Annotated in this window: 19 protein-coding genes and 1 other annotated feature; of the genes, 10 read left to right on the top strand and 9 right to left on the bottom strand. The window is 28.4% G+C overall.

All coding sequences use genetic code 11. The annotated features are described in order from the left end of the window. Window positions 1-18: 18 nt before the first annotated feature. A complete protein-coding gene (locus QOZ93_RS01280; RefSeq protein WP_111943674.1) occupies window positions 19-705 on the bottom strand; it encodes a single-stranded DNA-binding protein in 687 nt (228 codons plus the stop codon). A gap of 202 nt (window positions 706-907) precedes the next feature. Next, window positions 908-1,669, bottom strand: coding sequence for a polysaccharide deacetylase family sporulation protein PdaB (pdaB, locus tag QOZ93_RS01275; RefSeq protein WP_111943676.1), 762 nt, complete (start codon window positions 1,667-1,669; stop codon window positions 908-910). Between the two features lie 134 nt (window positions 1,670-1,803). On the opposite strand from pdaB, the gene QOZ93_RS01270 reads away from it, so the two are divergent. Further along, the gene (locus QOZ93_RS01270; protein ID WP_111943678.1) at window positions 1,804-2,334 is read left to right on the top strand and encodes a DUF4364 family protein; all 531 of its coding nucleotides are present in this window, start codon (window positions 1,804-1,806) and stop codon (window positions 2,332-2,334) included. Here QOZ93_RS01270 and QOZ93_RS01265 read toward each other — a convergent pair. After that, complete coding sequence (locus tag QOZ93_RS01265) at window positions 2,331-3,203, bottom strand: YncE family protein (RefSeq protein WP_307354803.1); 873 nt, start codon at window positions 3,201-3,203, stop codon at window positions 2,331-2,333. The genes QOZ93_RS01270 and QOZ93_RS01265 overlap by 4 nt on opposite strands. A 102-nt stretch (window positions 3,204-3,305) precedes the next feature. On the opposite strand from QOZ93_RS01265, the gene QOZ93_RS01260 reads away from it, so the two are divergent. Further along, entirely contained in the window at window positions 3,306-3,548 is a 243-nt protein-coding gene (locus QOZ93_RS01260; RefSeq protein ID WP_307354801.1) for a TIGR03905 family TSCPD domain-containing protein, read from the top strand. 76 nt (window positions 3,549-3,624) lie between these two features. Here the strand turns inward: QOZ93_RS01260 and QOZ93_RS01255 are convergent, their stop codons facing one another. Then, window positions 3,625-4,926, bottom strand: coding sequence for a bifunctional folylpolyglutamate synthase/dihydrofolate synthase (locus QOZ93_RS01255; RefSeq protein ID WP_307354799.1), 1,302 nt, complete (start codon window positions 4,924-4,926; stop codon window positions 3,625-3,627). A 52-nt stretch (window positions 4,927-4,978) separates the two neighbouring features. Next, window positions 4,979-5,635, bottom strand: coding sequence for a TetR family transcriptional regulator (locus QOZ93_RS01250; protein WP_111943686.1), 657 nt, complete (start codon window positions 5,633-5,635; stop codon window positions 4,979-4,981). Window positions 5,636-5,926: 291 nt separating this feature from the next. Between QOZ93_RS01250 and QOZ93_RS01245 the strand changes: the two genes are divergently transcribed. The 3 genes from QOZ93_RS01245 to QOZ93_RS01235 are packed head-to-tail and all read left to right on the top strand — an operon-like array spanning window position 5,927 to window position 10,171. Then, window positions 5,927-7,252: a glycine/sarcosine/betaine reductase component B subunit gene (locus QOZ93_RS01245; RefSeq protein ID WP_307354798.1), complete on the top strand. Its 1,326-nt coding sequence runs from the start codon at window positions 5,927-5,929 to the stop codon at window positions 7,250-7,252. A 26-nt stretch (window positions 7,253-7,278) separates the two neighbouring features. Beyond that, entirely contained in the window at window positions 7,279-8,589 is a 1,311-nt protein-coding gene (gene grdH / locus QOZ93_RS01240; protein ID WP_307354797.1) for a betaine reductase selenoprotein B, read from the top strand. Window positions 8,590-8,632: 43 nt separating this feature from the next. Next, window positions 8,633-10,171, top strand: a complete 1,539-nt coding sequence (locus tag QOZ93_RS01235; protein WP_307354796.1) for a glycine betaine uptake BCCT transporter — start codon at window positions 8,633-8,635, stop codon at window positions 10,169-10,171. Window positions 10,172-10,310: 139 nt separating this feature from the next. On the opposite strand, the gene QOZ93_RS01230 is transcribed toward QOZ93_RS01235, so the two are convergent. Next, window positions 10,311-12,956: a valine--tRNA ligase gene (locus tag QOZ93_RS01230; RefSeq protein WP_307354795.1), complete on the bottom strand. Its 2,646-nt coding sequence runs from the start codon at window positions 12,954-12,956 to the stop codon at window positions 10,311-10,313. A gap of 61 nt (window positions 12,957-13,017) precedes the next feature. Beyond that, window positions 13,018-13,279 (bottom strand) — a binding site (T-box leader). Between the two features lie 192 nt (window positions 13,280-13,471). On the opposite strand from QOZ93_RS01230, the gene QOZ93_RS01225 reads away from it, so the two are divergent. Further along, on the top strand, window positions 13,472-13,744 hold the full coding sequence (locus tag QOZ93_RS01225; RefSeq protein WP_307354794.1) for an ATP cone domain-containing protein: 273 nt from the start codon (window positions 13,472-13,474) through the stop codon (window positions 13,742-13,744). 106 nt (window positions 13,745-13,850) lie between these two features. Here the strand turns inward: QOZ93_RS01225 and cls are convergent, their stop codons facing one another. After that, window positions 13,851-15,284 (bottom strand): cardiolipin synthase, encoded by a 1,434-nt coding sequence (gene cls / locus QOZ93_RS01220; RefSeq protein WP_307354793.1) that lies wholly within the window; start codon window positions 15,282-15,284, stop codon window positions 13,851-13,853. Between the two features lie 263 nt (window positions 15,285-15,547). Here cls and gltS point away from each other — a divergent pair, with 263 nt between their 5' ends. After that, window positions 15,548-16,750 carry a sodium/glutamate symporter gene (gene gltS, locus QOZ93_RS01215; protein WP_307354792.1) on the top strand — a complete coding sequence of 401 codons (1,203 nt, stop codon included), beginning with the start codon at window positions 15,548-15,550 and terminating at the stop codon, window positions 16,748-16,750. A gap of 171 nt (window positions 16,751-16,921) precedes the next feature. Here the strand turns inward: gltS and QOZ93_RS01210 are convergent, their stop codons facing one another. Next, window positions 16,922-18,037 (bottom strand): hypothetical protein, encoded by a 1,116-nt coding sequence (locus QOZ93_RS01210; protein WP_307354791.1) that lies wholly within the window; start codon window positions 18,035-18,037, stop codon window positions 16,922-16,924. 315 nt (window positions 18,038-18,352) lie between these two features. Between QOZ93_RS01210 and QOZ93_RS01205 the strand changes: the two genes are divergently transcribed. After that, window positions 18,353-19,381, top strand: a complete 1,029-nt coding sequence (locus tag QOZ93_RS01205) for an ABC transporter substrate-binding protein (RefSeq protein ID WP_111943704.1) — start codon at window positions 18,353-18,355, stop codon at window positions 19,379-19,381. Window positions 19,382-19,432: 51 nt separating this feature from the next. On the opposite strand, the gene QOZ93_RS01200 is transcribed toward QOZ93_RS01205, so the two are convergent. Further along, window positions 19,433-23,728, bottom strand: coding sequence for a 2-hydroxyacyl-CoA dehydratase (locus QOZ93_RS01200; RefSeq protein ID WP_307354824.1), 4,296 nt, complete (start codon window positions 23,726-23,728; stop codon window positions 19,433-19,435). 304 nt (window positions 23,729-24,032) lie between these two features. On the opposite strand from QOZ93_RS01200, the gene QOZ93_RS01195 reads away from it, so the two are divergent. After that, entirely contained in the window at window positions 24,033-24,791 is a 759-nt protein-coding gene (locus QOZ93_RS01195) for an ABC transporter ATP-binding protein (RefSeq protein WP_111943706.1), read from the top strand. Continuing rightward, complete coding sequence (locus QOZ93_RS01190) at window positions 24,784-25,584, top strand: ABC transporter permease (RefSeq protein WP_111943708.1); 801 nt, start codon at window positions 24,784-24,786, stop codon at window positions 25,582-25,584. Before QOZ93_RS01195 ends, QOZ93_RS01190 begins: the two co-directional genes overlap by 8 nt. Window positions 25,585-25,635: the final 51 nt, after the last annotated feature.

Here is a 25,635-nt window from a genome sequence, read left to right as displayed (position 1 = left end):
AACAATATAAATTATATCTTAAATTATATCTTGTTCTGTAATTACAAAATTATCATCTGAGTTTTCTTCTAAACCTTCAACTTCTCCATCATCATCCACACGTTCCATTTTAGATATAGAAACCTCATATGCCATTTTTTGAATTACATCTTCTCCAACTTTCTTTTGATATTCTCTACTTTGAAGTCTACCCCAAATTCTTATATTATCTCCAACATCTAAAGTCTTAGAATATCTTGAATTTCTTCCCCATGCTATTGTTGGAATATAATCTGATTTATTATAGGGTCTATTTACCGCTAGCAACATATCAGCAATTTCTCTTCCAAAAGGTGTTCTTCTATATACTGGTCTCTTACATATAAAACCATTTAAAAAGATTTGATTTGGATTTTTACTTCTTTCAGTACATTCATATATATCTCTAGCAAATACTGTTAGAATCAATCTATTAGCTCCATCCACATATTTATTATAAGATCTTAATTGACCTTCAATAATTACATCTGCCCCAATTTTTACATCAAAAGTTGTTAATAATCTTTCTGATATAGTGACATTTAACTTGTCCTTAGCATCACTTAGTCTAGAAACTTCTATGTAGAAGGAATAAAAACCCTCACCATACATATCATGACTAAATTCTAAGTTTGAAATAACAGTCCCCTCTAAATAAATGTTATTATTACTCATTAAATTGTCCATTATAGCCCCTCTTCCCTTCGTTTTTTAAATTTTTATAATAGATTATATTATAAACTTTAAATTAATATAACCCCTTTTTTATAATATTTGTTATTTTAGTTATATTTATAACTACATTTCCATTATAATACAGTTGATTACAAAAGTTCAATATATTTCACATAATATTTTGAAATAGTTATTGTCTATTCAATTTATTTAATTAATCTTCATTCTTTATTTGTTTACCTGTAGAATCAATATAATACTCATCTTTATAGATTAAATCAGAAACTTTTACAAATTTATATCCTTCATTCTTCAATTTTTCTAAGATTTTTGGAAGATTTTCTGGTGTAAACTTAGCATCATTATGAAATAATATTATTGATCCTGGTTTTACTTTTTTTATAACTTTATTATACTCTATATCTAAACCTTTTTCTTTCCAATCTACACTATCTACATCCCATTGAATGCATTTATGATGTGTACTCTCTGCCGCTTCTATAGATTCATTGCTATATGCACCTGAAGGAAATCTAAATAACTTAGTCTTTTCCCCTGTAACCCCCATAATTTTTGCATCAGTAACTGCAATTTCTTGAACTACTTTATCTCTAGAAATCTTGCTCATATCAGGATGTAAATTAGAATGATTACCTATTTCATGTCCTTTTTCATGTAATAACTTTAGTTTGTCAGGATACTTATCTACCCAGCATCCCATTACAAAGAATGTAGCCTTTGCATTATATTTATCTAAGGTTTCTAATATCTTTTGTGAATTATCTTTTCCCCAATTTACATCAAAAGAAATAGCTACTTTTTTATCTTTTGTATCTACACAATAAATAGGCAACCTTCTATTATCTTTAGCAAAAACTGAAAAAGATTTATTTTTTATGCCTATACTTAAGCAGAAAACTAATACTAAACATATTCCAATACCTGTGTAGACTATTGAGTTTCTTTTTAGTTTCATATTTTTTCCCTCCTATACAAATTATCATTAAATTTATATTCATTAATTTAACGTAGTATGATAGAATAATTATTGAAACTAGTTTTTAAAAAGTTTATTATCTTTTTATTAAATCCTAGCAAGGGAGGGATATAATGAAAAACGATACATTAGAACTTGCTGAGAACAAACTTCTAATACTCTATATTATAAATGAAATTAAATTGCCTATATCAAACTTGCAATTAACAGAAATAGTATTGGAAAACAATTTTTTAAATTATTTTAATTTACAGCAGTATCTACTTGAATTAAATTCTTCTGACTTTATTAAAACTATAGAAAAAGATGATAAAATACGCCTATGCATAACTAGTAAAGGCAAAAAAGTTTTAAATATGTTTTTCAATAGAATTTCCAAAAATAAAATTGAAAGAATTAATATCTATTTAGAAAAACACATGGATAATATAAAAAAGCAGATAACAATAACTGCTGATTACACTATAGAAAAGAGTAATAACTTTATTGTTACCTTAGGTGCTCATGAAAATGAATCTATACTTATAGAAATAAATCTTATGGTTCCATCCAATAAACAAGCTAGAGACCTATGTGTTAGATGGAAGGAAAACTCAGCCCAATTATATGATACTATTATTAAGAGTTTAATAGATGATAATTAAACCAATATCATACTATTGGGCTCTTTCCCAATATATATCCTTCTTATATTACATTTAATCAAATCAACTTTATATAATAAACTGTTATAATAATCTCCTACATATAATTTATCATCTATATTTAAAATTCCTTTTGGCATTCCTCCTAAGTTTATTTTTTTACTATTCTTTAAATTGCTCATATCTATAATACTTATACTTCCTTCTTCAAAATTTGACACATACACTTTATTGTTTTTATTAAATAAATCTACAGGCCCCTTACCTACACTGACACTTTTAATATATTTAAGCTTCATATCTATTATTTTTATATCTCCTACATTATATCTTCCGAGCTCACTATTGGTAACTAAAATATGTTCATCATTTTCACCTAAAATACACTTTGTAGGATAATACCCTACTTTTATAGTATCTATTATTAAATTATCTTTAAGATCTACTATATTTAAAGTTCCATTAACCATATTACAAACCACTAATAACTTTAACTTTTCACTTATATCTACGCTATGAGGACATGCTCCACATGGAATACTTTCTTCTAATTTTTTTTCTCTTAGATTAAATATCTTTAAATCATTTGTATCACCACATGCAATATATGCCTTTTCATTATATACCTTTATATCATTACAATTAGCACCAATATAATAACTGTTTATTTCTCCACTAGCTAAATTTATAAGTGTAATATCATTACTAAAATTATTAGCTGTTATTAAATAATTTTTATATCTACATATTCCATGGGGACCTACCCTACCTTTTGATGATAATTTAATTTTTTTCTCTTCTTTAAATTCCTTTAAATTAATTTGAGATATAGAATCTGAATAAGTATTACATATATATATATTCTTCACTTGTTTCCCTCCCTTCTATAGTAAATACTTATATTTCTTGCCTAAACTTAAAAGGTGATATAAAATAATATATGAAAATTTATATAAAGGGGTGACATTATTATGTTTACATATAAGCCAACAGGTGTCTGTGCTAAGGAGATACAGTTTGATATTAAAGATAGCAAAATAACTAATGTTTCATTTATAGGTGGATGTGAAGGAAACTTAAAAGGTATCTCCAGTCTCTTAGAAGGTATGAATGTTGATGAAGCTATTAAAAGATTAGAAGGTATCGATTGTCACAATAAAGGCACTTCTTGTCCTGATCAATTTGCACATGCTTTAAAAGAGCAGATTAAATAATTTATAATAAAAAAGTAGCTACTTCAAAAAGAAAATATTTTCCCTTTTGAAATAACTACTTTTCCATTAAATATTATTATTTAAATCCTCTTATAATCTTTCTCATATCACCTATCATATATAATGATCCACTTATTAAAATCAAATCATCTTGTTTAGCTAAACCTAAAGCCTTTTCATATGCTTCTTCATAACTTTCTATGGAAACACAATTTGAATTGTATTCTGAAACAACATCCTTCAATTCATGAGCAAGTTTGGCTCTTTCACTATGTGGAGTTACTGTTATTACTTTCTTCGCTATAGGTGCTATAACCTTCACCATATTATGGACTTCTTTATCTGCTAAAATTCCAAGAATCAATATAATATTATTATATTTAAAATACGTATCTATGCTATCCTTTAAACTTTTAATCCCATCAATATTATGTGCTCCATCAATTACAACCATAGGATTATTGTTCATTATCTCCATTCTACCTAACCATCTAACTTTGGCTAATCCATTTTCTATACTTTCTTTTGTAATCTTATAACCTAAATCAATCAATTTTTCCAAAGTATAAATACTAACAGTACAATTTAACAATTGATGTTTTCCAAGTAAATTTAATTTAATATTATATATATTTTTATTTCCTTTAACCTCAATTAACTGTTTTACTCTACCTTTTTCTTCTATGTTATTTAAAAACTTTACATCGTCATCTTTTACTTTTATCATTGAAGAATTTCTTTCATCACATAACTTTTGTAAAACTTGTTCGCAACTTTTGTTTTGAGGATATAATATTAAAGGTATATGTTTTTTTATAATCCCGCCTTTTTCAAAGGCTATATCTTCTAAAGAATTACCTAGAATATTCATATGATCAAAACTTATAGATGTTATAACACTAACTTCAGGTATAATTACATTAGTGGAATCTAGTCTACCCCCTAATCCCACCTCTATTATAGCTAAATCTACATTTTTTCTATAAAAATATAAAAAAGCTGCACAAGTTATAATTTCAAAATAAGTTGGTTCACCATATCCTTCTTCTATAACCCTTGCAATTATAGCCGATATTTCTGTTATAAGGTTAGCAAACTCATCCTTTTCTATACATCTATTATTCACTTGCATTCTTTCTTCAAATTCTTCAATATATGGTGAAGTATACATACCAACCGTATATCCTGATTCTACTAATACACTATTTATCATAGCTGTAGTAGATCCTTTTCCATTTGTTCCAGCTATATGTACAGTTTTTATCTTTTTATGAGGATTATCTAAAAGTTCTAAAATTCTTTCTGTTCTTTCAAGTCCTAACTTCATACCAAATCTCGCTGTATTTTCAACATACTCTATAGCTTCTTTATAATTCATTTTTCATCTACTCCTATTTATATACTACTTAAAGTATACCACTAAAAATATCCTAAATTCTATAAGCTTCTATAGTTCTTTTTATATATTTTATAGTTTTTTCTACAGCTTCTTCAACTGTATAATCACACTTCTTTTTTAACATTCTACTTAACATACCTTGATAAATTAATACATTCATTTCATTTATATCCCTTAAATCCTGTTCCTTTATAAAATTATCTTTAGATGCTTTTTTTAGAATTTCATAATCTCTAAGATGAATATTATTTTCTAAAAACATAGGTAGAAACTGCTTTGTCTCTTCTCCCAATTCTTCTGGGAAGATAGAATAATATAATTTCATAGAACTATTAATTCGATCTGAACAATATTCTCCAAAAAAAATAAGGTTATATATTTCTGGTTCTAAATATGAATGATATGCAAAACATTTCCATACATCAAAATATAATTCTAATGAATCCTTAGAATCTTTAGTGTAATTATATAAATCCTCAGCATATGATTTTAAATACTTCATAGATGCCATAAAAATCAGATGATTTAAATTATCAAAGTAATTGTATATAGTTGCACTATTATACCCAGCCATATCTCCAACTTTTCTAATAGTCACATTTTTTATACCTTCGTTTTCTATTATTTCATTAGTAGATTCAATAAAATATTTCATCATTCTTCTTTTTTGAATTTCTTTTTTATCCATAATTATTCACCACACCCTTTAAAGAAATCATTGCAAAAATATTATATCAATAAATCATGATTTATCAAAATTACATAAAGTATTGAAATTCCTTATAAATTCTATTTAATATTCAAATAACCTCATTTGATTTAATTTTCACAATTTTGATTGAATTATAATCATATTGGTGATATAATCATGATTATAAAATAAGTAATTTTCTAAAAAGTCCTTATTTTCTTCACAATTTTAAAGGGAATTATTTAAAATTAACTTAAAATAACTGATATTTTGAAAGGAGTGTTTGATTTGAAACTTGAAATCGGAAACTTTTACGTTAAAAACATTATCTTTGGAGACAAGCTATCTTTTTCTAATGGTACTTTAACAATCGCCAAAGAAGAAGCACTTAATTTTATTAAAGAAGATGAACACATAACTGAGGCTGAGTTGTATATAGTTAAACCTGGTGATGAAGTTAGATTATGTCCTGTTAAAGAAGCAATAGAGCCTAGGGTTAAGTTAAATGGTAATTCACTATTCCCTGGTTATACAGGTGATTTAGTTCCTTGTGGAAATGGAAAATCTCACGCTTTAAAAAATTGTAGTGTTTTAGTAGTAGGAAAACACTGGGGTGGCTTCCAAGATGGATTAATTGACATGTCTGGAGAAGGTGCTAAATATACTTACTTCTCAAAACTTCAAAACATAGTATTAGTCGCTGATACTGATGAAGAATTTGAAAAGAGAGAACAACAAAAGAAAAATAATGCATTAAGAAGAGCTGGCCATCGTCTAGCAGAATTTATAGGTAATTGTGTTAAAGATTTAACACCAGAAGATACAGATATTTTTGAACTTGATTCAGTATCTGAAAATGCTAAAAAATTATCTTCTCTTCCTAAAGTTGTATATGTAATGCAACCTCAATCTCAAATGGAGGAAATAGGATACAATACTTTAGTATATGGATGGGATGCTAACAGAATGCTTCCAACATTTATGCATCCAAATGAAATTTTAGATGGTGCCTTAGTTTCAGGAAGCTTTATGCCTTGCTCTTCTAAATGGAGCACTTATGATTATCAAAATAATCCAACTCTAAAAAGACTTTACAAAGAACATGGAAAAACATTAAACTTCTTAGGAATTATAATGTCTAATCTAAACGTTGCATTAGAACAAAAAGAAAGAGCTGCTATATTTGTTGCTCAAATGGCTAAATCATTAGGAGCTGATGGTGCTATAGTATCCGAAGAAGGTTATGGTAATCCGGATGCAGACTATGTAGCATGTTTAGTTGCACTTGAAGATGTAGGTGTAAAAACTGTAGGTCTTACTAATGAATGTACTGGAAGAGATGGTAATTCTCAACCACTTGTTACTCTTGATGAAAAAATAACTGCTATGGTATCTACAGGTAATGTTTCTGAATTAATAAAACTTCCTCCAATGAAAACAGTAATTGGTGAACTTGAAGCTCTAGGAAGAGATGGTCTTTCTGGTGGGTGGTCAAATGATGAAATTCTTGGACCTTCCGTTAAAGAAGATGGTTCTATAATACTTGAAAATAATGCTATGTTCTGTGGAGACCAAATAATCGGTTGGTCTACTAAAACTATGAAAGAATTTTAATTTAACTTACTAAAGGAGGCAATACTATGAAAAAAGCAATTATGTATGTAAACCAATTCTTCGGACAAATTGGTGGTGAAGATAAGGCAGATTTTGCTCCTATTATAGAGGAAGGATTAATTGGCCCTGCAATCCAACTTAATAAAGTTTTAGATGCTGAAGTTACTCACACTATAATATGTGGTGATAATTTTATGGGGTCTAATACTGAAGAAGCTGTAAAAATTATATTATCATTTTTAGAGGATAAGGATTTCGATATTTTCTTTGCTGGACCTGCTTTCCAAGCTGGAAGATATGGAGTAGCTTGTGGTGAAATTTGTAAAGCTATAAAAGCTAAATTTAACGTGCCAGTAATAACTTCTATGCATATAGAAAATCCTGGTGTAGAAATGTTTAAAAAAGATATGTATGTATTTAAAGGTGGTCATAGTGCTGCTAAAATGAGATCTGATATAACTGCTATGGCTAAATTCGGTAATAAACTTTTAAATGGTGAAGAAAACCTAGGTGCCGAAGAAGAAGGATATTATACTCGTGGTATTAGACATCAAATTTGGAGAAAAGATAACGTTCAAGCTTGTAATAGAGCAGTAGAAATGTTACTTTGTAAATTACAAGATAAACCTTATAATACAGAATTACCTATACCTAAATTAGATAGGGTTCCTATAGCCCCTGCCATAAAAGTTTTAAGCAAAGCTAAAATAGCTCTTGTTAATACCGGTGGTATAGTTCCTGTAGATAATCCTGATAGAATTCAATCTGCATCAGCTACTAGATGGGGAAAATATGATATTTCTAATTGTGATGGATTAAAAGGTGGAGAATATAAAACTATTCATGCTGGTTTCGATCCTGCTGCCGCTGATAATGATCCTGATGTCATAACACCTATTGATGCATTAAAAGCATATGAAAAAGAAGGAAAAATCGGTAAACTTCATGATTATTTCTACTCTACTGTTGGAACTGGTACAACTCAAGCTGAAGCTGCTAGAATGGCAAATGAGATAGTGCCTTTGTTAAAACAAGATAATGTAGATGGTATTATAATGGTATCTACATGAGGAACTTGTACACGTTGCGGTGCAACAATGGTAAAAGAATTTGAAAAAGCAGGTTTCCCTATAGTTCAAATGGCTAACTTAATTCCTGTAGCAAAAACAGTTGGTGCTAACAGAATAGTTCCTACTATATCTATACCTTATCCTCTTGGTGACCCTTCTACTTCTAAAGAAGAACAATGGAAATTACGTTATCATAGAGTTGGTATTGCATTAGATGCACTTGCTACTGATATAACAGAACAAACTACATTCAAAGTAAAATTCTAACCCTCAAGTTTTAAATATAAAATAATAGATTGGTGGGATTTGAATGAAAACAACTATAAGTAAGAAAACTTCTAGTGGTAAAGATGTTTACTATATATCTCTTATAGTTACATTTGTTATTGCATTGTGGGCTATAGTATCTGAAAAAGGATTCTCTGCTGCTGCAAATAAACTTCTTAAATTTTTAACCACTAATTTTGGTTGGGCATATTTATTATCGCTATTTATATTTTTATTATTTGCTCTATGGCTAGCTTTTAGTAAGTTTGGGAACATAAAACTTGGACCAGATGACTCCGTTCCTGAATATAGTACTATATCTTGGTTTGCTATGTTATTCGGAGCTGGTATGGGAATTGGATTAGTATTTTGGGGAATAGCGGAACCTATATCTCACTTTACAAATCCACCTAGTGGTATAACTCCAGGATCATTAGAAGCCTCTCATTTTGCAATGAAATCTTGCTTCATGCACTGGGGATTCCATCCTTGGGCTAATTATAGTATTATAGGTTTAGCACTAGCATATTTTCAATTTAGAAAAAATTCACCTGGATTAATTAGCAGTATTTTCACCCCTTTAATAGGTGAAAAAGGTGTTAAAGGCCCTATTGGTAAATTTATAGATATTGCAGCTGTATTAGCTACAGTTGCTGGTGTTGCTACATCTTTAGGATTAGGTACATTGCAAATAAATAGTGGTCTTAACTATTTGTTTAAGATTCCTAATACTCACTTAGTTCAAGTTATAATAATCCTAGTGGTTACTATAATAACTATTTGGTCTGCTGTAAGTGGAATTGAAAAAGGTATAAAAGTTATATCAGATGTTAATTTATATTTAGCATTTGGAATATTAATTTTATCCTTTTTAATAGGACCAACTATCAAAATCGTAAATTCAACACTTAATGATTTTGGAATATATGTATCATCTATAATTCCTGATAGTTTATCTATCCAAGCCTTTGGTGACAATGGTTGGTTAAATTCTTGGAGAATATTCTATTGGGCATGGTGGATTGCTTGGGCTCCTTTTGTTGGTACATTTATAGCTCGTATCTCCAAGGGAAGAACTATAAGAGAATTTATCCTTGGTGTAATATTTGCACCTTCATTAGCATCAATTATTTGGTTTGGAGTGTTCGGAACTCTTGGATTAAATCTTGGTTTTACACATAAATTAGGATTAGATGCACTAAAAAATATAGCTTCTACACCTGAAACTGCTTTCTTCGCTGTAATGAAAAATTATAATTTGGGAATAATTATTTCATTAATTGCTGTAGTTCTACTTTGCACATTCTTTATAACTTCAGCTAACTCAGCTACATTTGTTTTAGGTATGCTTACATCTAATGGTGATTTAAATCCTTCTAGTAAAAAGAAAATAATTTGGGGAATTGTACAAGCTTTACTTGCCACTGCCCTACTTTTAGCTGGTGGACTTAATGCTTTACAAACTGCCTCTGTAGCATCGGCATTCCCATTTATATTTATAATGTTATTTGCATGTATATCCTTGTATAAATCCTTAAAATCCGAAACTGTACCTCCTACCAAAAATATAAAAAACAAATAAAAAAACTACTTATAAATTAAAATAGTCATTAAAATAAAAGTCGTAACTTTTTACATTATTATACTAACAAATAATTTTGTAGAAGTCACGACTTTTTATCATATTTTACTATTATTTTTTATAATATATACAGAACTAATTATTTTGTTAAACTATTAATTCTTTCTATTACAGAATCGTACATTTCTTTATATTTTTTACCTTTTTCTTTCTCTTCATTAACAACAGCTTCTGGTGCCTTGCTAACAAATCTTTCGTTAGAAAGTTTTTTCTCTACTCTATCTATTTCTTTAGCTAACTTTTCTTTTTCCTTATTCAATCTTTCAAGCTCTTTTTCAAGGTCAACTAAATCAAGTAATGGCATATAAATTTCTGCACCTTTTGTTACTACTGAAACTGTATCTTCTGGTGCTTCTTCTTTTGATCCTAAGAAAGTAACTTCACTTGCTGATGCTAATTTTTCGAAGTACATAGAACCTTCTTTAAATGCTTCTATTCCTTCTATAGCATAAATCATAAGTTTAGCTTTTCTTGAATTCGGAACATTCATTTCAGCTCTAACATTTCTTAAAGCTGTAATAGCCTCAATTACATAATTCATTTTTTCTTCTGCTTCTTTATCATTTAATTCTTCTCTATATTCTGGCCATTGTGAAATTGTAATTGATTCAAATTCTGTATCTAAATGAGTGTATATTTCTTCTGTGATATAAGGCATTACTGGATGTAATAATTGTAGTCCTGTAGTTAAAACAGTGTTTAATACATTGTATGCTACACCTTTAGCCTCTTCATTATCTGAGAAGAATACTGGTTTTACAAGTTCTATATACCAGTCACAGAACTCATTCCACATAAAGTCATAAATCTTTTGAACAGCAATACCTATTTCAAATTTTTCTATATTATCAGTAACCTCTTTAGCTACAGTATTCATTCTTGATAAGATCCATCTATCGGCTATTGAATAGTTCTTACACTCTTTGTATTTATCCATTATTTCTTTATCAAGATTCATCATAACAAATCTTGAAGCATTCCAAATCTTATTTGCAAAATTTCTAGCTGACTCAACTCTTTCTTCATAGAATCTTATATCATTACCTGGTGCATTCCCTGTAACTAACATAAATCTTAATGCGTCAGCACCATATTTATCTATGATCTCTAATGGATCAACACCATTTCCTAGAGATTTAGACATTTTTCTTCCTTCACTATCTCTAACAATACCGTGAATTAATATATTTTCAAATGGGATATCCTCCATATTATGAAGTCCTGAGAATATCATTCTAGCAACCCAGAAGAATATAATATCATATCCTGTTACTAATGTAGAAGTTGGATAAAAATATTTTAAATCCTCTGAGTTATCTGGCCAACCTAAAGTTGAAAATGGCCATAATGCTGAACTAAACCATGTATCTAATACATCTTTATCTTGTTCTATTGATTTACTTCCACACTTTGAACAACAACATGGGTCTTCCATAGCAACTGTTAATTCTCCACAATCTTTACAGTACCAAACTGGAATTCTATGACCCCACCATAATTGTCTTGAAATACACCAATCTTGAATATTATCCATCCAGTTAAAATAAATTTTATCAAATCTTTCTGGAATAAATTTAACTTTTTTATTTTTAACAACCTCTATAGCTGGTTCTGCAAGTGGTTCCATTTTTACATACCATTGTCTTGAAAGCATTGGCTCTACTGTTGTTCCACATCTATCATGAGTTCCTACATTATGAACATGTTTTTTAATATTAACAAGAAAACCTTGTTCTTTTAAATCTTCAACCATAAGTTTTCTTGCTTCATATCTATCTAAACCTGAATATTTTCCATAGCCTTCTACTATAGTTCCATCTTCATTTAAAATAACTATTTGTGGAAGATCATGTCTTACCCCAACTTGATAATCATTAGGATCATGAGCTGGTGTTATTTTAACTGCCCCTGTTCCAAATTCTACATCAACATAATCATCAGCAACAATTGGTATTTCTCTATTAACAAGTGGTAACATTAATTTCTTACCAATTAAATGCGAATATCTTTCATCATTTGGATTAACTGCAACTGCTGTATCTCCTAATAATGTTTCTGGTCTTGTAGTTGCTATTTCTAAGAATTCATCTGATCCCACTACTGGATATTTGATGTGCCAAAAGTTTCCTTCTTGTTCTTCATATTCGATTTCAGCATCTGAAATTGCTGTCATACATTTAGGACACCAGTTTGTTATTCTATTTCCTCTATAAATTAAACCTTCTTCATATAACTTAACAAATACTTTTCTAACAGCTTTACTTACATTTTCATCCATAGTAAATGTTTCTCTTGTAAAGTCAGCTGAACAACCTAATTTTTTAACTTGAGTTCTAATTCTATTTCTATATTGATCTGACCATTGCCATACTCTCTCTAAGAAAGCTTCTCTTCCCATTTTTTTCTTATCTAAGCCTTCTTTGATAATTTGATTCTCAACTTTAACCTCAGTTGCTATACTTGCATGGTCTTGGCCTGGTAACCATAAAGTACAATATCCTTGCATTCTCTTAGTTCTAATTAAAATATCTTGTAATGTATCATCAATAGCATGCCCTAGATGTAATTGCCCAGTAATGTTTGGTGGTGGCATGATAATTGAATAAGGTTTTTTATTTTTATCTATTTCCGGAGTAAAAAATCCTTTTTCCTCCCACCAAGCATATAATCTGTCTTCAAATTCTTTCGGATCATAAGTTTTTGCTATATTCTTGTTTTCATCCATAATTATATTCTCCTTTCGTATATACATATATTCTCTATAAAATAAAAAAGCTGTCATCCTTCAAAAGGACGACAGCGCGCGTTACCACCTTAATTTCTAAAATTTTTAAACCCCTATTATCTTCATTAAACAGTAGGAATTTTTAAAAATTCTAGACTCTTATATTTTAACGATAATTTTATTACCGTTTCTACTTACTATTATTTCAGTAGAAAAGCTCCAAAGCTACCTTCAAATTGTTTCCTATAGAAAACCTCTCAGCCCAATTGAGTTTTCCTCTCTTAATACTTCACAATTTTACTCCTCTTTTTCATAGCCTTTATTTAAATATTAATCTTTCTTAAAATTATAACGTACTTTTAATATATGTCAAGATAGTTTTTATAACTTTTAATTTATATTAAATATAAATTAACTCTTAACTTTAGTAAAACCGTTTTATTTTTTTAGTTAAATCATATACTATATTTATATATTTCACGTATTTATATACCTATAGAAAAGGAGATAATCTCATGAAAATTTTAAAACGCTCTGGTGATTTAGAAGAATTTAATCCTGAAAAAATTAAAGTTAGTTTAGAAAATTCAGCAAGGGATATAGAATTTGTTTTAACTCAAAGTGATTTAAATATTATTTTAAGTGATGTAAAATCTATTTTAAATAATATAAGAAAAGAAGATGAAAATACATCTGTATATGAATTAAGGGGAATTGTTTATTCAATTCTTATTAAACATAATTTTAATGATATATGTAAGGCATTTATGTTTTACAAAAAATTATAAAATATGAAACTTTAAATTTATAATGTAGAATTTTAGGTTAATATAATAAAAAACATTCTATGTTTGTGTAGAATGTTTTTTATTATAAATAATTTTATATATTTCTTTATAGTATAGGTGATAACAATCTAACAATAGATTCAGCTATTTTACTCCATTTACTTCTATTGATATAATCTTCTTTAGTAACAAATCTACTTTCCCTTATATCTACTTCAAACATTTTCTTCATCTCTTGTGAAATATGGCTATTATAAATAAATCCATTGGTTTCAAAATTCAACCTAAAACTTCTAATATCCATATTAGCTGTTCCTACACTACATACCAAATCATCTGAAACAATAGTTTTAGCATGTATAAAACCTTTTTCATATAAATATATTTTAGCTCCGGCATCTAATAAATCCCCTATATAAGAATTAGCTGCCCATTTCATAAATTTATGATCTGGATTTCCTGGTATCATAATTTTCACTTCTACACCAGACAATGCAGCTATTCTTAATGATTGTAGTACAGTTTCATCTGGTACAAAATAAGGTGTTTGTAAATATATATATTTCTTTGCATTATTTATAATTTTGACATATGCATTCTTAATATACTCTTCTTTATGATCTGGACCACTGGAAACAATCTGCATACCTACTATATTTTTTATACTATCATCAATACAGAAATACTTATTTACATTTTTTATATCTTCATGTGCTGCATAAGTCCAATCTAATAAAAATCTTTCCTCTAAATCCTTTACAGCTTCTCCTTTTATAAGTAAATGAGTGTCTCTCCAATAACCTATTTTTTTATCTTTATTTACATATTCATTTCCTACATTAAAGCCACCTAAAAATCCTGTTGTACCATCTATAACAACAATCTTTCTATGATTTCTATAATTTATTCTTCTATTTATTCGTGCTATTATACTTGGAAAAAATACCGCATATTTTCCCCCACTTGTTACGAATTCTTTTAGAAATTTTTTATTATTAATTTTATAGGAACCCATTCCATCAAATAATAATTTTACCTCGACTCCCTCTTTAACTTTCTTAGTTAGAATATTAATCAATGTCTTACCCATTTCATCATTTTGGATGATATAATATTCCATGTGTATAAATTCCTTTGCATTCATTAAGGCTTTAAAAAGACCTTTAAATTTTTCCTCTCCATCATAAAAAAGTTTTACTTCATTTAATTGAGTATAAGCTGCTCTACAATTTTTATAATTCATGTGAATTATATCTATGTTTTCTAAAGTACTTATATCATCTTTGTATTTTTCTCTTATTTTATCAAAACTTTCTTTTTTTCTTTCATCAATTACAATTTTATATTTAAATAACTTTTCTCTAGTCATATTTTGACCAAATACCAAATAAATTAAGAATCCTATTATAGGTAAGAATATAATTACAAAAAGCCATGCCCAAGTTGTAGTGGGATCTTTTCGTTCAAAAAATATTAATGCCCCAGCTAACATTAAGTTAACTATAACTAAGGATATACCTAAAAATATACCTAATCCCATCAAAAGTCCTCCCTTTAAGTATTTAATTTATAGTATATTATAAAACCGTTTTTCATAATATACAAGAAACCTATATTTCAACTTTTTTTGTGCATATTTGAAAAATTCTGATATTTTTCTTAATTTTCTAATTGTATTTTTCTCCTCACGCATATATAATATAATTACAATATTTATACTACCATATTTTATTTTCAGTTATGCTTATTATTAAAAATTACTTTGTACTATTTTTTATTTTGTGGATTTGAGGGGGCATATTTATGGAAATAAAGTTAGATATGATGCAAACAACTGCATTAGCGGTAGTAATGTATTATTTTGGTGTTTGGTGCAAGAGTAAGTTGAAATTTCTAGAAAAATTCTGTATTCCTGCACCAGTAGTAGGCGGATTAATTTTTTCTATTTTACATCTTATTTTAAGACAAACCAATGTACTTACCTTTGTTTTTGACAACACTCTACAAAAGCCCTTCATGATGGTATTTTTTACTACCATCGGTCTTGGTGCTAGCATTCAACTTATAAAAAAAGGTGGTATGCAAGTTATAACATTTTGGCTTATTTCTCTATTACTCTGTATTCTACAAAATACTCTTGGCATATTCTTAGCAAAATTAACTCATCAAAGTGCCCTTGTAGGATTGCTTGCTGGATCTATAACTATGACTGGTGGTCATGGAACTGCTGGTGCTTTTGGTCCCGAATTCGAACAAATTGGAGTCATGGGTGCTACAACCTTAGCTATGGCTGCTGCAACCTTTGGACTTGTTATGGGATCTTTAATGGGTGGTCCATTAGGCGAAAAACTTATAGTAAATAGAGGATTAAAATCAAATGCATCAGAATATGAAGATAGCCAAATAACTATAGCTGAAAAAAAAGAAGAAGTATCTTACAGTGAATTATTTAAAACTTTAACTTTAATTTTTGTTTCTATAGGTCTTGGTGGTATTCTGGAATTCTTATTTAAAAAAATACACTTTACTTTACCATCCTATGTTAACGCTATGTTTGTTGCTGCAGTTATTTTAAATTTGGGGGAATCAACTGGAAAATGGCACATTAATCAAAAATGTTCAAACATACTAGGTAACATAGCTCTTAATATTTTTCTTTCATTAGCTTTAATAACTTTAGAATTATGGCAACTTGCAGCTGTTGCTGGTCCATTACTTGTAATTTTATTAGGTCAAACTTTATTAATGGCTTTATTTGCCAGATTTATAACTTTTAACCTTTTAGGCAAAGATTTTGATGCTGCTGTTTTATCTGCAGGCCATTGCGGATTTGGCATGGGGGCCACTGCTAATGGTATTGCTAATATGGATGCTATAAAAGAAAAATTTGGTCCTGCCCCAAGAGCCTACTTTGTATTGCCGATAGTAGGGGCATTTCTAATCGATATTACAAATACTTTTGTAATAACCTTATTTGTAAATTTAATTAAACATTTAAAACTATAAGTTTCATAATTTTTTAATATACGTTGTAATTAAAATATAACAAAAATCTTCAAAGTAATTTTTAATTTGAGCTTAGCTGTGAAATTTGATAAAAAAACAAAAAACTTATTTAATTAAATAATGATTTAATTAAATAAGTTTTTTATTATACCCTTTTTTCTTTATAATTTTTTAATTAAATTTTTTTATTGTGTTATTATACATTTTTCTAATTTTACTACTAATACCCTCTTCAATATTATAGATCCTAGCAATTACTCCAAATTTATAATCATCGGGTACATCTTTAAAAACAGATTCTCCTATTAATACAAGTTCCTCTTTTGAATTAATATAATAATCAAATTTTTCCATATACTTTTCATTACAATGAGCATCAAATTTAATTATTCCACCAACACTTGTAGTGTATTTCACCTTGTGAAAAAGAGGATCTTTACTAGCTGCAAATCCCACTTGTCTTGGATGATCAGTATTTCTTTTATCAGAATTATCATTTCTAGCCATCCAATACATTAGATAATAATCTCCTATTTTTGTTTGAACATTACTTCCTCCTACACGATTATGCTTATAACCACGTAATGAAACTTCGGTTAAAGGATTATTCTTATACTTGTCTATATATTTTACTGTTTTCTTTACTTTATCTATTCTTATTTTATACCATCCACTATAACTATTTGGATTAGTCTCATAATTTATATCAGAATATAGCATCCAATAGTAAACATAACGTTTATCTTCTGAAATTTTTCTCGCTCCTACATCTTGCTCTATTTTTCTACCTTCCCATTTTTCTCTTGGTATAATTTCAAACTGAGATGTATTATATTGCATGAATTTTCCATTAGGTGTATTTGACCATGCTGCTCTTATTCCTCTTTTATTCGGTTCGGAAAGTCCATTATTAGAAGTATAAAATAATATATAAAAATCATCTGCTACTTTTAAGGCATAGTGAACAGATGCCCATCCACCAGAATCACAATTCATAACATCACTTCTTTTTCCTACTTTTAAAGTTTCTAAATTAAAATCTCTTACACATGCCTTTTCAGGTTTAGGTCTTGCACTTATAGTATACATTTTAGCAATGTTATTTTTAGCAACTATTTTAAGGTTTTTATCTCTAAGCAAAGCTCCAAATGTCTCCCCTCCATTTGGTATAACAAGTTTTGCTTCAATAAGATTATGCTTAATATTCATATTATTTTTTATAGATATTCCAATTATAAATATAATAACTATAGCAATAGTAATTTTTAAAATTCTATTTTTGTTCATGGTTATCCCCCTAAACATATAGTGTAATATACTTTTAAATTATACATATATTTTCATAAATTGTAAACTTATATATAATAATATATTAACTTGTCAACTTTACATTAAATTCATATTTATTGAATAACTATTATATATCGTTATCAAAGTTATTATTTTTTAAAAACAAAAACATTACCTAAAATTATTTGTTCTACTTACTTTAAAGTAACATCTTCTTTAATTAAATATTTTTTTATTTTAACATTTAACGTCCTTATTTCATAATATACCTTATGAAAATACCTTTTTAATATTTTATAAGGAGACATATTTATGAAGAAAAAATGGATTAAATCCTTGATATCCTCTGTTTTAATAGGAGTTTTTACTTTTTCTATGGTGGGATGTGGAAGTAAAACTTCTTCTTCAAAAACTCAAACGGTAAAATTAAATGAAGTTGTACGTTCAATTTTTTATGCCCCTATGTATGTAGCTATAAATAAAGGTTTTTTTAAAGAAGAAGGGTTAAAAATAGAGTTATCTACCGGTCAAGGTGCAGATAAAACTATGCAACAAGTTTTAAGTAAAACCTCAGATATTGGTCTTTGTGGCCCCGAACAAGCAATATATATATATAATCAAGGAAGAGAAGATTATCCTGTAGTTTTTGGACAATTAACTCAAACTGATGGATCTTTCTTATTTGGTAAAAAAGAAGAAAAAGACTTCAATTGGAAGAATTTAAAGGGTAAGAAAGTTATAGGTGGCAGACCTGGTGGTATGCCAGAAATGGCTTTTGAATATGCCCTAAAAAAACATGGATTAACTCCTAAGAAGGATGTAGATATTATTACCAACATCGCTTTTAATGCTACTGCTGGTGCTTTTAAAAGTGGAAATGAAGATTATGTAACTTTATTTGAACCGACTGCTAGTTTAATGCAAAAACAAGGTGGTGGCCATATAGTAGCCTCTATAGGTGAATCCTTAGGTTCAATACCTTATACTTGCTTCTTCTCCACTAAATCTTATATTAGGAAAAATCCTGAATTAGTTCAACATTTCTTAAATGCAATTTCTAAAGGTCAACAATGGCTATACAGTCACTCAGATGAAGAAATAGTTGATACTATAAAATCATTTTTCCCTGGAAATGATATTGATACATTAATTGGATCAGTAAAAAATTATAAGAAACTTAATAGTTATGCTAAACAACTTACTTTAAAAGAAGAGGACTTAAACAAATTAATGGATATAATAGAATCGTATAATAAAGACTTAATTAAAAAAAGACCTCCATTTAATAAGATAGTAGATAATTCCTTTGCAGAAAAAGTAACACAAAATACTAAAAAATAGTTTAATAAAACACTCTGTAAAAATAAAATTTTACAGAGTGTTTTTAGTAATTTAATCTTCAGATTTAGTAGATGCAGCTTCATTATATGCAACCACTACTTCTTGTAACGTTTTGTCTGATTCTAAATTTTTAAATGCTGTAGATAGCATAAGCTTTATACGATTAATTTGATTTACTTCACTAGCTCCTGGATCATAATCAATTGGAGTTATATTAGATTTGGGATATCTCTTTTTAAGTGCTTTTATCATACCTTTACCTGTTACGTGATTAGGAAGACATGCAAACGGTTGTGTGCAAATAATATTATTTACACCATTTTCTAAAAGCTCTACCATTTCTGCCGTTAAAAACCATCCCTCCCCTGTTTGATTCCCTAAGGATAATATGTTTTTAGCTCCATTGGCTAATTGTTGTATAGTTTTAGGGGAAGAAAATCTTTTACTTTGATTTAATGTCTCTTTTAAAAATTTTCTATATCTTTCTATATATTTAATAGCTATATTACATCCTATTTTATTTATATATTTTCCCCCTAAATATTCATATTTAAAGTTAGAATTATATGCACAATATAAAAAGAAATCAATGAGATCTGGTACAACTGCCTCTGCACCTTCTTTTTCTATAATGTCTACCACATTATTATTAGCATCTGGATGAAATTTAACTAAAATTTCTCCAACAACTCCTACTTTAGGTTTCTCTACATTATTTATCTCTAAATTATCAAATTCTTTTACTATGTTAAATATATTATCAGTAAACTGCTTAAAATTAGTATGCTTAACAGCTTCTATACATATTTTATTCCACTTATTATATAGATTATTAGCTGATCCTTTTATACTTTCATATGGCCTAACTCTATATAGACATCTCATAAATAAATCTCCATAAACAAGCGCCATTAAACTTTTTTTAACCATAGACAAATTAAATCTAAAACCTGGGTTCTTTTCTATACCACAAGGATTTAAAGAAATTACCGGTATTTTTTCCATATTAGTTTCTTTTAATGCCTTTCTTAAAAAAGAAATGTAATTAGTAGCTCTACATCCTCCCCCTGTTTGAGATAGTATAACAGATGTATTATTTAAATCATATTCACCAGACTTTAATGCTTTCATTATTTGTCCAATAGTAATAATAGATGGGTAACAAGCATCATTGTTTACATACTTTAACCCTTCTTCTACGGCTTTCTCATCCACTTTTGGTAATACCTTAATATTATATCCTTCAGAATTTAATGCACTTTCTACTAATTTAAAATGTATTGGTGACATTTGAGGACATAAAATAGTATGATTTTTTCTCATTTTTTTAGTAAAAACTACTTTATTTACATATTTTAAATCCTGATTTTTATCTAAATGCCTTATACCCTTTTCTTTTCTTTCTTCTATTGCAGCTTTTAAAGATCTAATTCTTATTCTAGCAGCACCTAAATTATTTACCTCATCTATTTTAAGTAATGTATAAATCTTGCCTTGGTTCCTTAGAATTTCATCAACTTGATCTGTAGTTACAGCATCTAATCCACATCCGAAAGAATTTAATTGTATTAACTCTAAATCATCTCTATTGGCAACAAATGATGCTGCTTTGTAAAGCCTTGTATGATACATCCATTGATCTACCACTCTTAATGGTCTACTTAAATCTGAAAAGTCACTAACTGAATCCTCAGTTAATACAGGCATATTATAGGAAGTTATTAAACTTGCTATACCATGATTTATTTCAGGATCTAAATGATATGGTCTACCACAAAGTACTACACCTGTTAAATTATTTTCTTTTATATATTCTAATGTTTCCTTGGCTTTATTTCTTATTTCTTCCCTAAACTTATTATCTTCCATAATTGACTTTTTTAAGGCTAACTTAATCTCGGTTTTACTTATACCAAACTCATTAAAAACTTCATACAACCTTTTTTCCAATTTATTTATATTATGTAAAGCTAAAAATGGATTCATAAATTTAATATTTTTTTCTTTTAAAATTTCCATGTTATTTTTAATAACCTCTGGATAAGAAGTTACCATAGGACAGTTATAGTGATTATCACAATTTTTATCTTCTAAGTTCTCATATACAACACAAGGATAAAATATAGTTTTAATTCCTCTTTCCACAAGATTCATAATATGCCCATGTGTTAATTTCGCAGGATAACATGCTGATTCAGATGGAATAGTATCCATACCTTTTTCATAAATACTTTTAGAAGAACGAGTAGATAATTGAACTCTAAATCCTAATTCAGTTAAAAATGTAAACCAAAATGGATAATTTTCATACATATTTAATACCCTTGGTATACCAATTGTTCCTCTCTTAGCCTCATTTTCTTTTAATGGAACATAACTAAAGAGTCTTTTATACTTATATTCAAACATATTAGGCAATAAATTTTTAGTACATTCCTTTCCTAATCCTCTTTCACACCTATTTCCTGTAATAAATTTTCTATCTCCAAAATCATTTATAGTTAAAAGACAATTATTAGGGCATTTTCCACAACGCTTCAAATTTACTTGCGATTTAAAGTTATTTAATTCATCTTCCTTTAAAATAGTAGTATTATAACCTTTCTTATATCGTTCCCTTGAAATTAATGCTGCCCCAAAAGCTCCCATAATCCCTGAAATGTCGGGTCTTATAGCTTTTCTCTTAGAAATTAATTCAAAACTTCTTAAAACTGCATCATTATAGAAGGTTCCTCCCTGAACTATAATTTTACTACCCATTGCCTTTGAATCTCTTATTTTTATAACCTTATATAAAGCATTTTTTATTACTGAATATGAAAGTCCAGCAGAAATATCACCTATACTAGCCCCTTCTTTTTGTGCTTGTTTAACTCTTGAATTCATAAAAACAGTACATCTTGAGCCTAAATCAACAGGATGTTGACTTAAAAGGGCCTTTTTCACAAATTCCTCTATTTCAATATCTAAAGATTGAGCGAAACTTTGTATAAAAGAACCACATCCTGAAGAACATGCTTCATTTAGCATAATACTTTCAATTACCCCATCTTTTATTTTTAAGCACTTCATATCTTGTCCGCCAATATCCAATATAAAGTCAACACCATCTAAAAAGAAATTAGCTCCTTTAAAATGAGCTACTGTTTCAATTTCCCCTATATCTATCTTTAATGCTTCTTTTAAAAGTCCTTCTCCATATCCTGTAACTGCAGAATTTCTTATTATAGCTCCACTTGGTAGTATAGAATAAATTTCTTTTAAAATTTTAATAGTAGATTCTAATGGATTTCCCTTATTACTATTATAATAAGAATATAATAGTTCTCCATCTTTGGAGATTACTGCTGCCTTAGTCGTCGTTGAACCGGCGTCTATTCCTAAAAAACAATCCCCTCTATAAGTTTTCAAATCTTTTCTTTTTACTTTATATTTTTCATGTTCTTTTTTAAATTTATCATATTCCTCTTTTGATTTAAATAATGGAGGCAACAAACTTATACTTTCCGTTAAATCTGAATCCATATTATTTAATCTTTTTAATAACTCACTAAAATCAATTTCATTACTATTTTTAGCATTTAAGGCAGCTCCTAAAGCTACATATAATTGTGAATTATTAGGGAAAATTATGTTTTCATCAGAAAGATTTAAGGTCTCAGTAAAACGTTTTCTTAATTCTGATAAAAAGAATAAAGGTCCTCCTAAAAAAGCTATCCTTCCCTTTATAGGTCTACCGCAAGCTAGTCCACTAATTGTTTGGGTTACTACAGCTTGAAATATAGATGCTGCTATATCTTCCTTTTTAGCACCTTCATTTAAAAGAGGTTGTATATCTGTTTTAGCAAAAACTCCACATCTTGCAGCAATAGGATATATGACTTTATGATTTTTAGAAAGTTCATTAAGTCCTATTGGATCGGTTTGTAATAACGTTGCCATTTGATCTATAAACGCTCCCGTACCTCCCGCACAAGTACCATTCATCCTCTGTTCTATACCATTTGTAAAATAAGTTATTTTAGCATCTTCTCCGCCTAATTCTATAGCTACATCTACCCCCTGTAGCTTTGTTTCTATAGCGGTAGTACATGCTATAACCTCCTGTACAAATTCTAAATCTAGCCACTTAGAAATAGAAAGCCCGCCCGAACCTGTAACGGCAACTTTAAGTTCTTTATCTCCAATACTTTTATAACATTCTTTTAAAACATTATGTACAGTAATTTTTATATCTGAAAAATGCCTCTTATATTTAGAATAAATAATATTATCTTTGTAGTCCAACAAAACTACTTTTACTGTAGTAGATCCTACATCTAAACCCAACTTAAAATTTTGTTTCATCATATGAAATCCCCCCTAATTTCTATGTAAGTCCATAAAAAACAAAAAACTTTTTTCTTTAAAATCTTATACCATAGATGTCTCTTATACAAGATATACTATTTAAATATATTTATTATACCTCTATATTAAAGTTTGTTAATAGTTATTTAATTAAATCAAGAGAATTAACAAATATCACTTAAAAATCATAGTTTATTATATGATTATAAAAAATATTTAGCTAGATTGCAGCTCATTCATTAAATAACTTTACAACAAATGTAGCCTTAATACAAAGCTCATATAAAAAGGAGTGAATACAATGATAAAAGTTGATAATATATGCATGACTTATCACACTTTAAAAGGAGAAACATCAGCACTTAAAGACATAAAATTCAACGTAGAAGAAGGAGAATTTTTAAGCATTATAGGTCCATCTGGCTGTGGAAAATCAACAATTTTGAATATTATTGCTGGATTACTATCTCCATCTTCTGGGAAAATTTATATAGATAATAAAGAAATAAAAAATTGTAACAACTCTATAGGATATATGTTTCAAAAAGATCAGCTATTTCCTTGGCTTACAGTATATCAAAATGTATGTCTAGGACTTAAAATCCAAAAAAATTTAACCGAAATAAACAAAAAATATATAGATAAACTATTAAAAAATTATGGTTTGTGGGAATTTAAAAATCATCATCCTCAACAACTTTCTGGTGGTATGCGCCAAAGGGTAGCTCTAATTAGAACCTTAGCTACAAATCCTAAAGTACTTCTATTAGATGAACCATTTTCTGCATTAGATTATCAAACTAGACTTAATATTAGTGATGAAATTTATAAAATTATTAAACTTGAAAATAAAACTGCTATCATGGTAACACATGATATTTCTGAAGCGGTATCTATGTCTAATCGAGTATTAGCATTATCTAACCGTCCTGCAACTATAAAAAATAACCTTAAAATAAAATTTAAAGATGAATTTAGTACTCCTTTAAAAAGAAGACAAGCACCTGAATTTAGTAATTATTTTAATATATTATGGAAGGAGTTGAATCATCATGAATAACCCTATAAGTACAGAACATCAAAAATATTTATTAGGTGTAAAAAAAGATCATAGAAAAGTAGCGTTTACAAGAATTATGATTTTAATAGTTTTATTTGGTCTTTGGGAAATAGCTGGTGATTTAAAGTGGATAGATCCATTTTTGATTAGTACCCCTTCCCGTATGGTAAAAAGTTTAATTAAAATATATAATGAAGGAACTTTATTTAGACACATATTAGTAACTTGTGGCGAAACTATAATAGGATTCTTACTTGGGACTATATTAGGTACTTTAATAGCTATCTTGCTTTGGTGGTCGGACTTTTTATGTAGGGTATTAGACCCTTATCTAGTTGTATTAAATGCACTTCCTAAGATAGCACTTGCTCCAATAATTATTTTTTGGGTAGGTAATGGAATTAGTGCCATAGTAGTAATTGCTCTTTTAATATCTATCGTAGTTACTATTATAAGTGTACTATCAGGCTTTAAAGAAGTAGATAAAGATAAAATTAAACTTATGAAAACTTTTGGAGCTAACAAATTTCAAATTCTAAAACATTTAATTATTCCCGCTTCTATTCCTACCTTAATATCCGCATTAAAAATTAATGTGGGATTATCCTGGGTCGGTGTAATAATGGGTGAATTCCTTGTTGCAAAGGAAGGTTTAGGCTTTTTAATAGTTTATGGCGGTCAAATTTCAGACTTAGATATGGTTATGATGGGCGTTATTGTCCTTTCTATTTTAGCTTATTTAATGTATGCTGGTGTCTCTCTCCTTGAAAAAAAATTTAATTCTAATATGTAACTTATGATTAAAATATCTCATATTGGGAAACATTTAAATATGAATCCATAG

It is taken from the genome of Hathewaya limosa (genome assembly GCF_030815255.1).
GTDB classification, from domain to species: Bacteria; Bacillota; Clostridia; order Clostridiales; family Clostridiaceae; genus Hathewaya; species Hathewaya limosa.
This window is presented reverse-complemented; position numbering and strand designations above follow the sequence as displayed.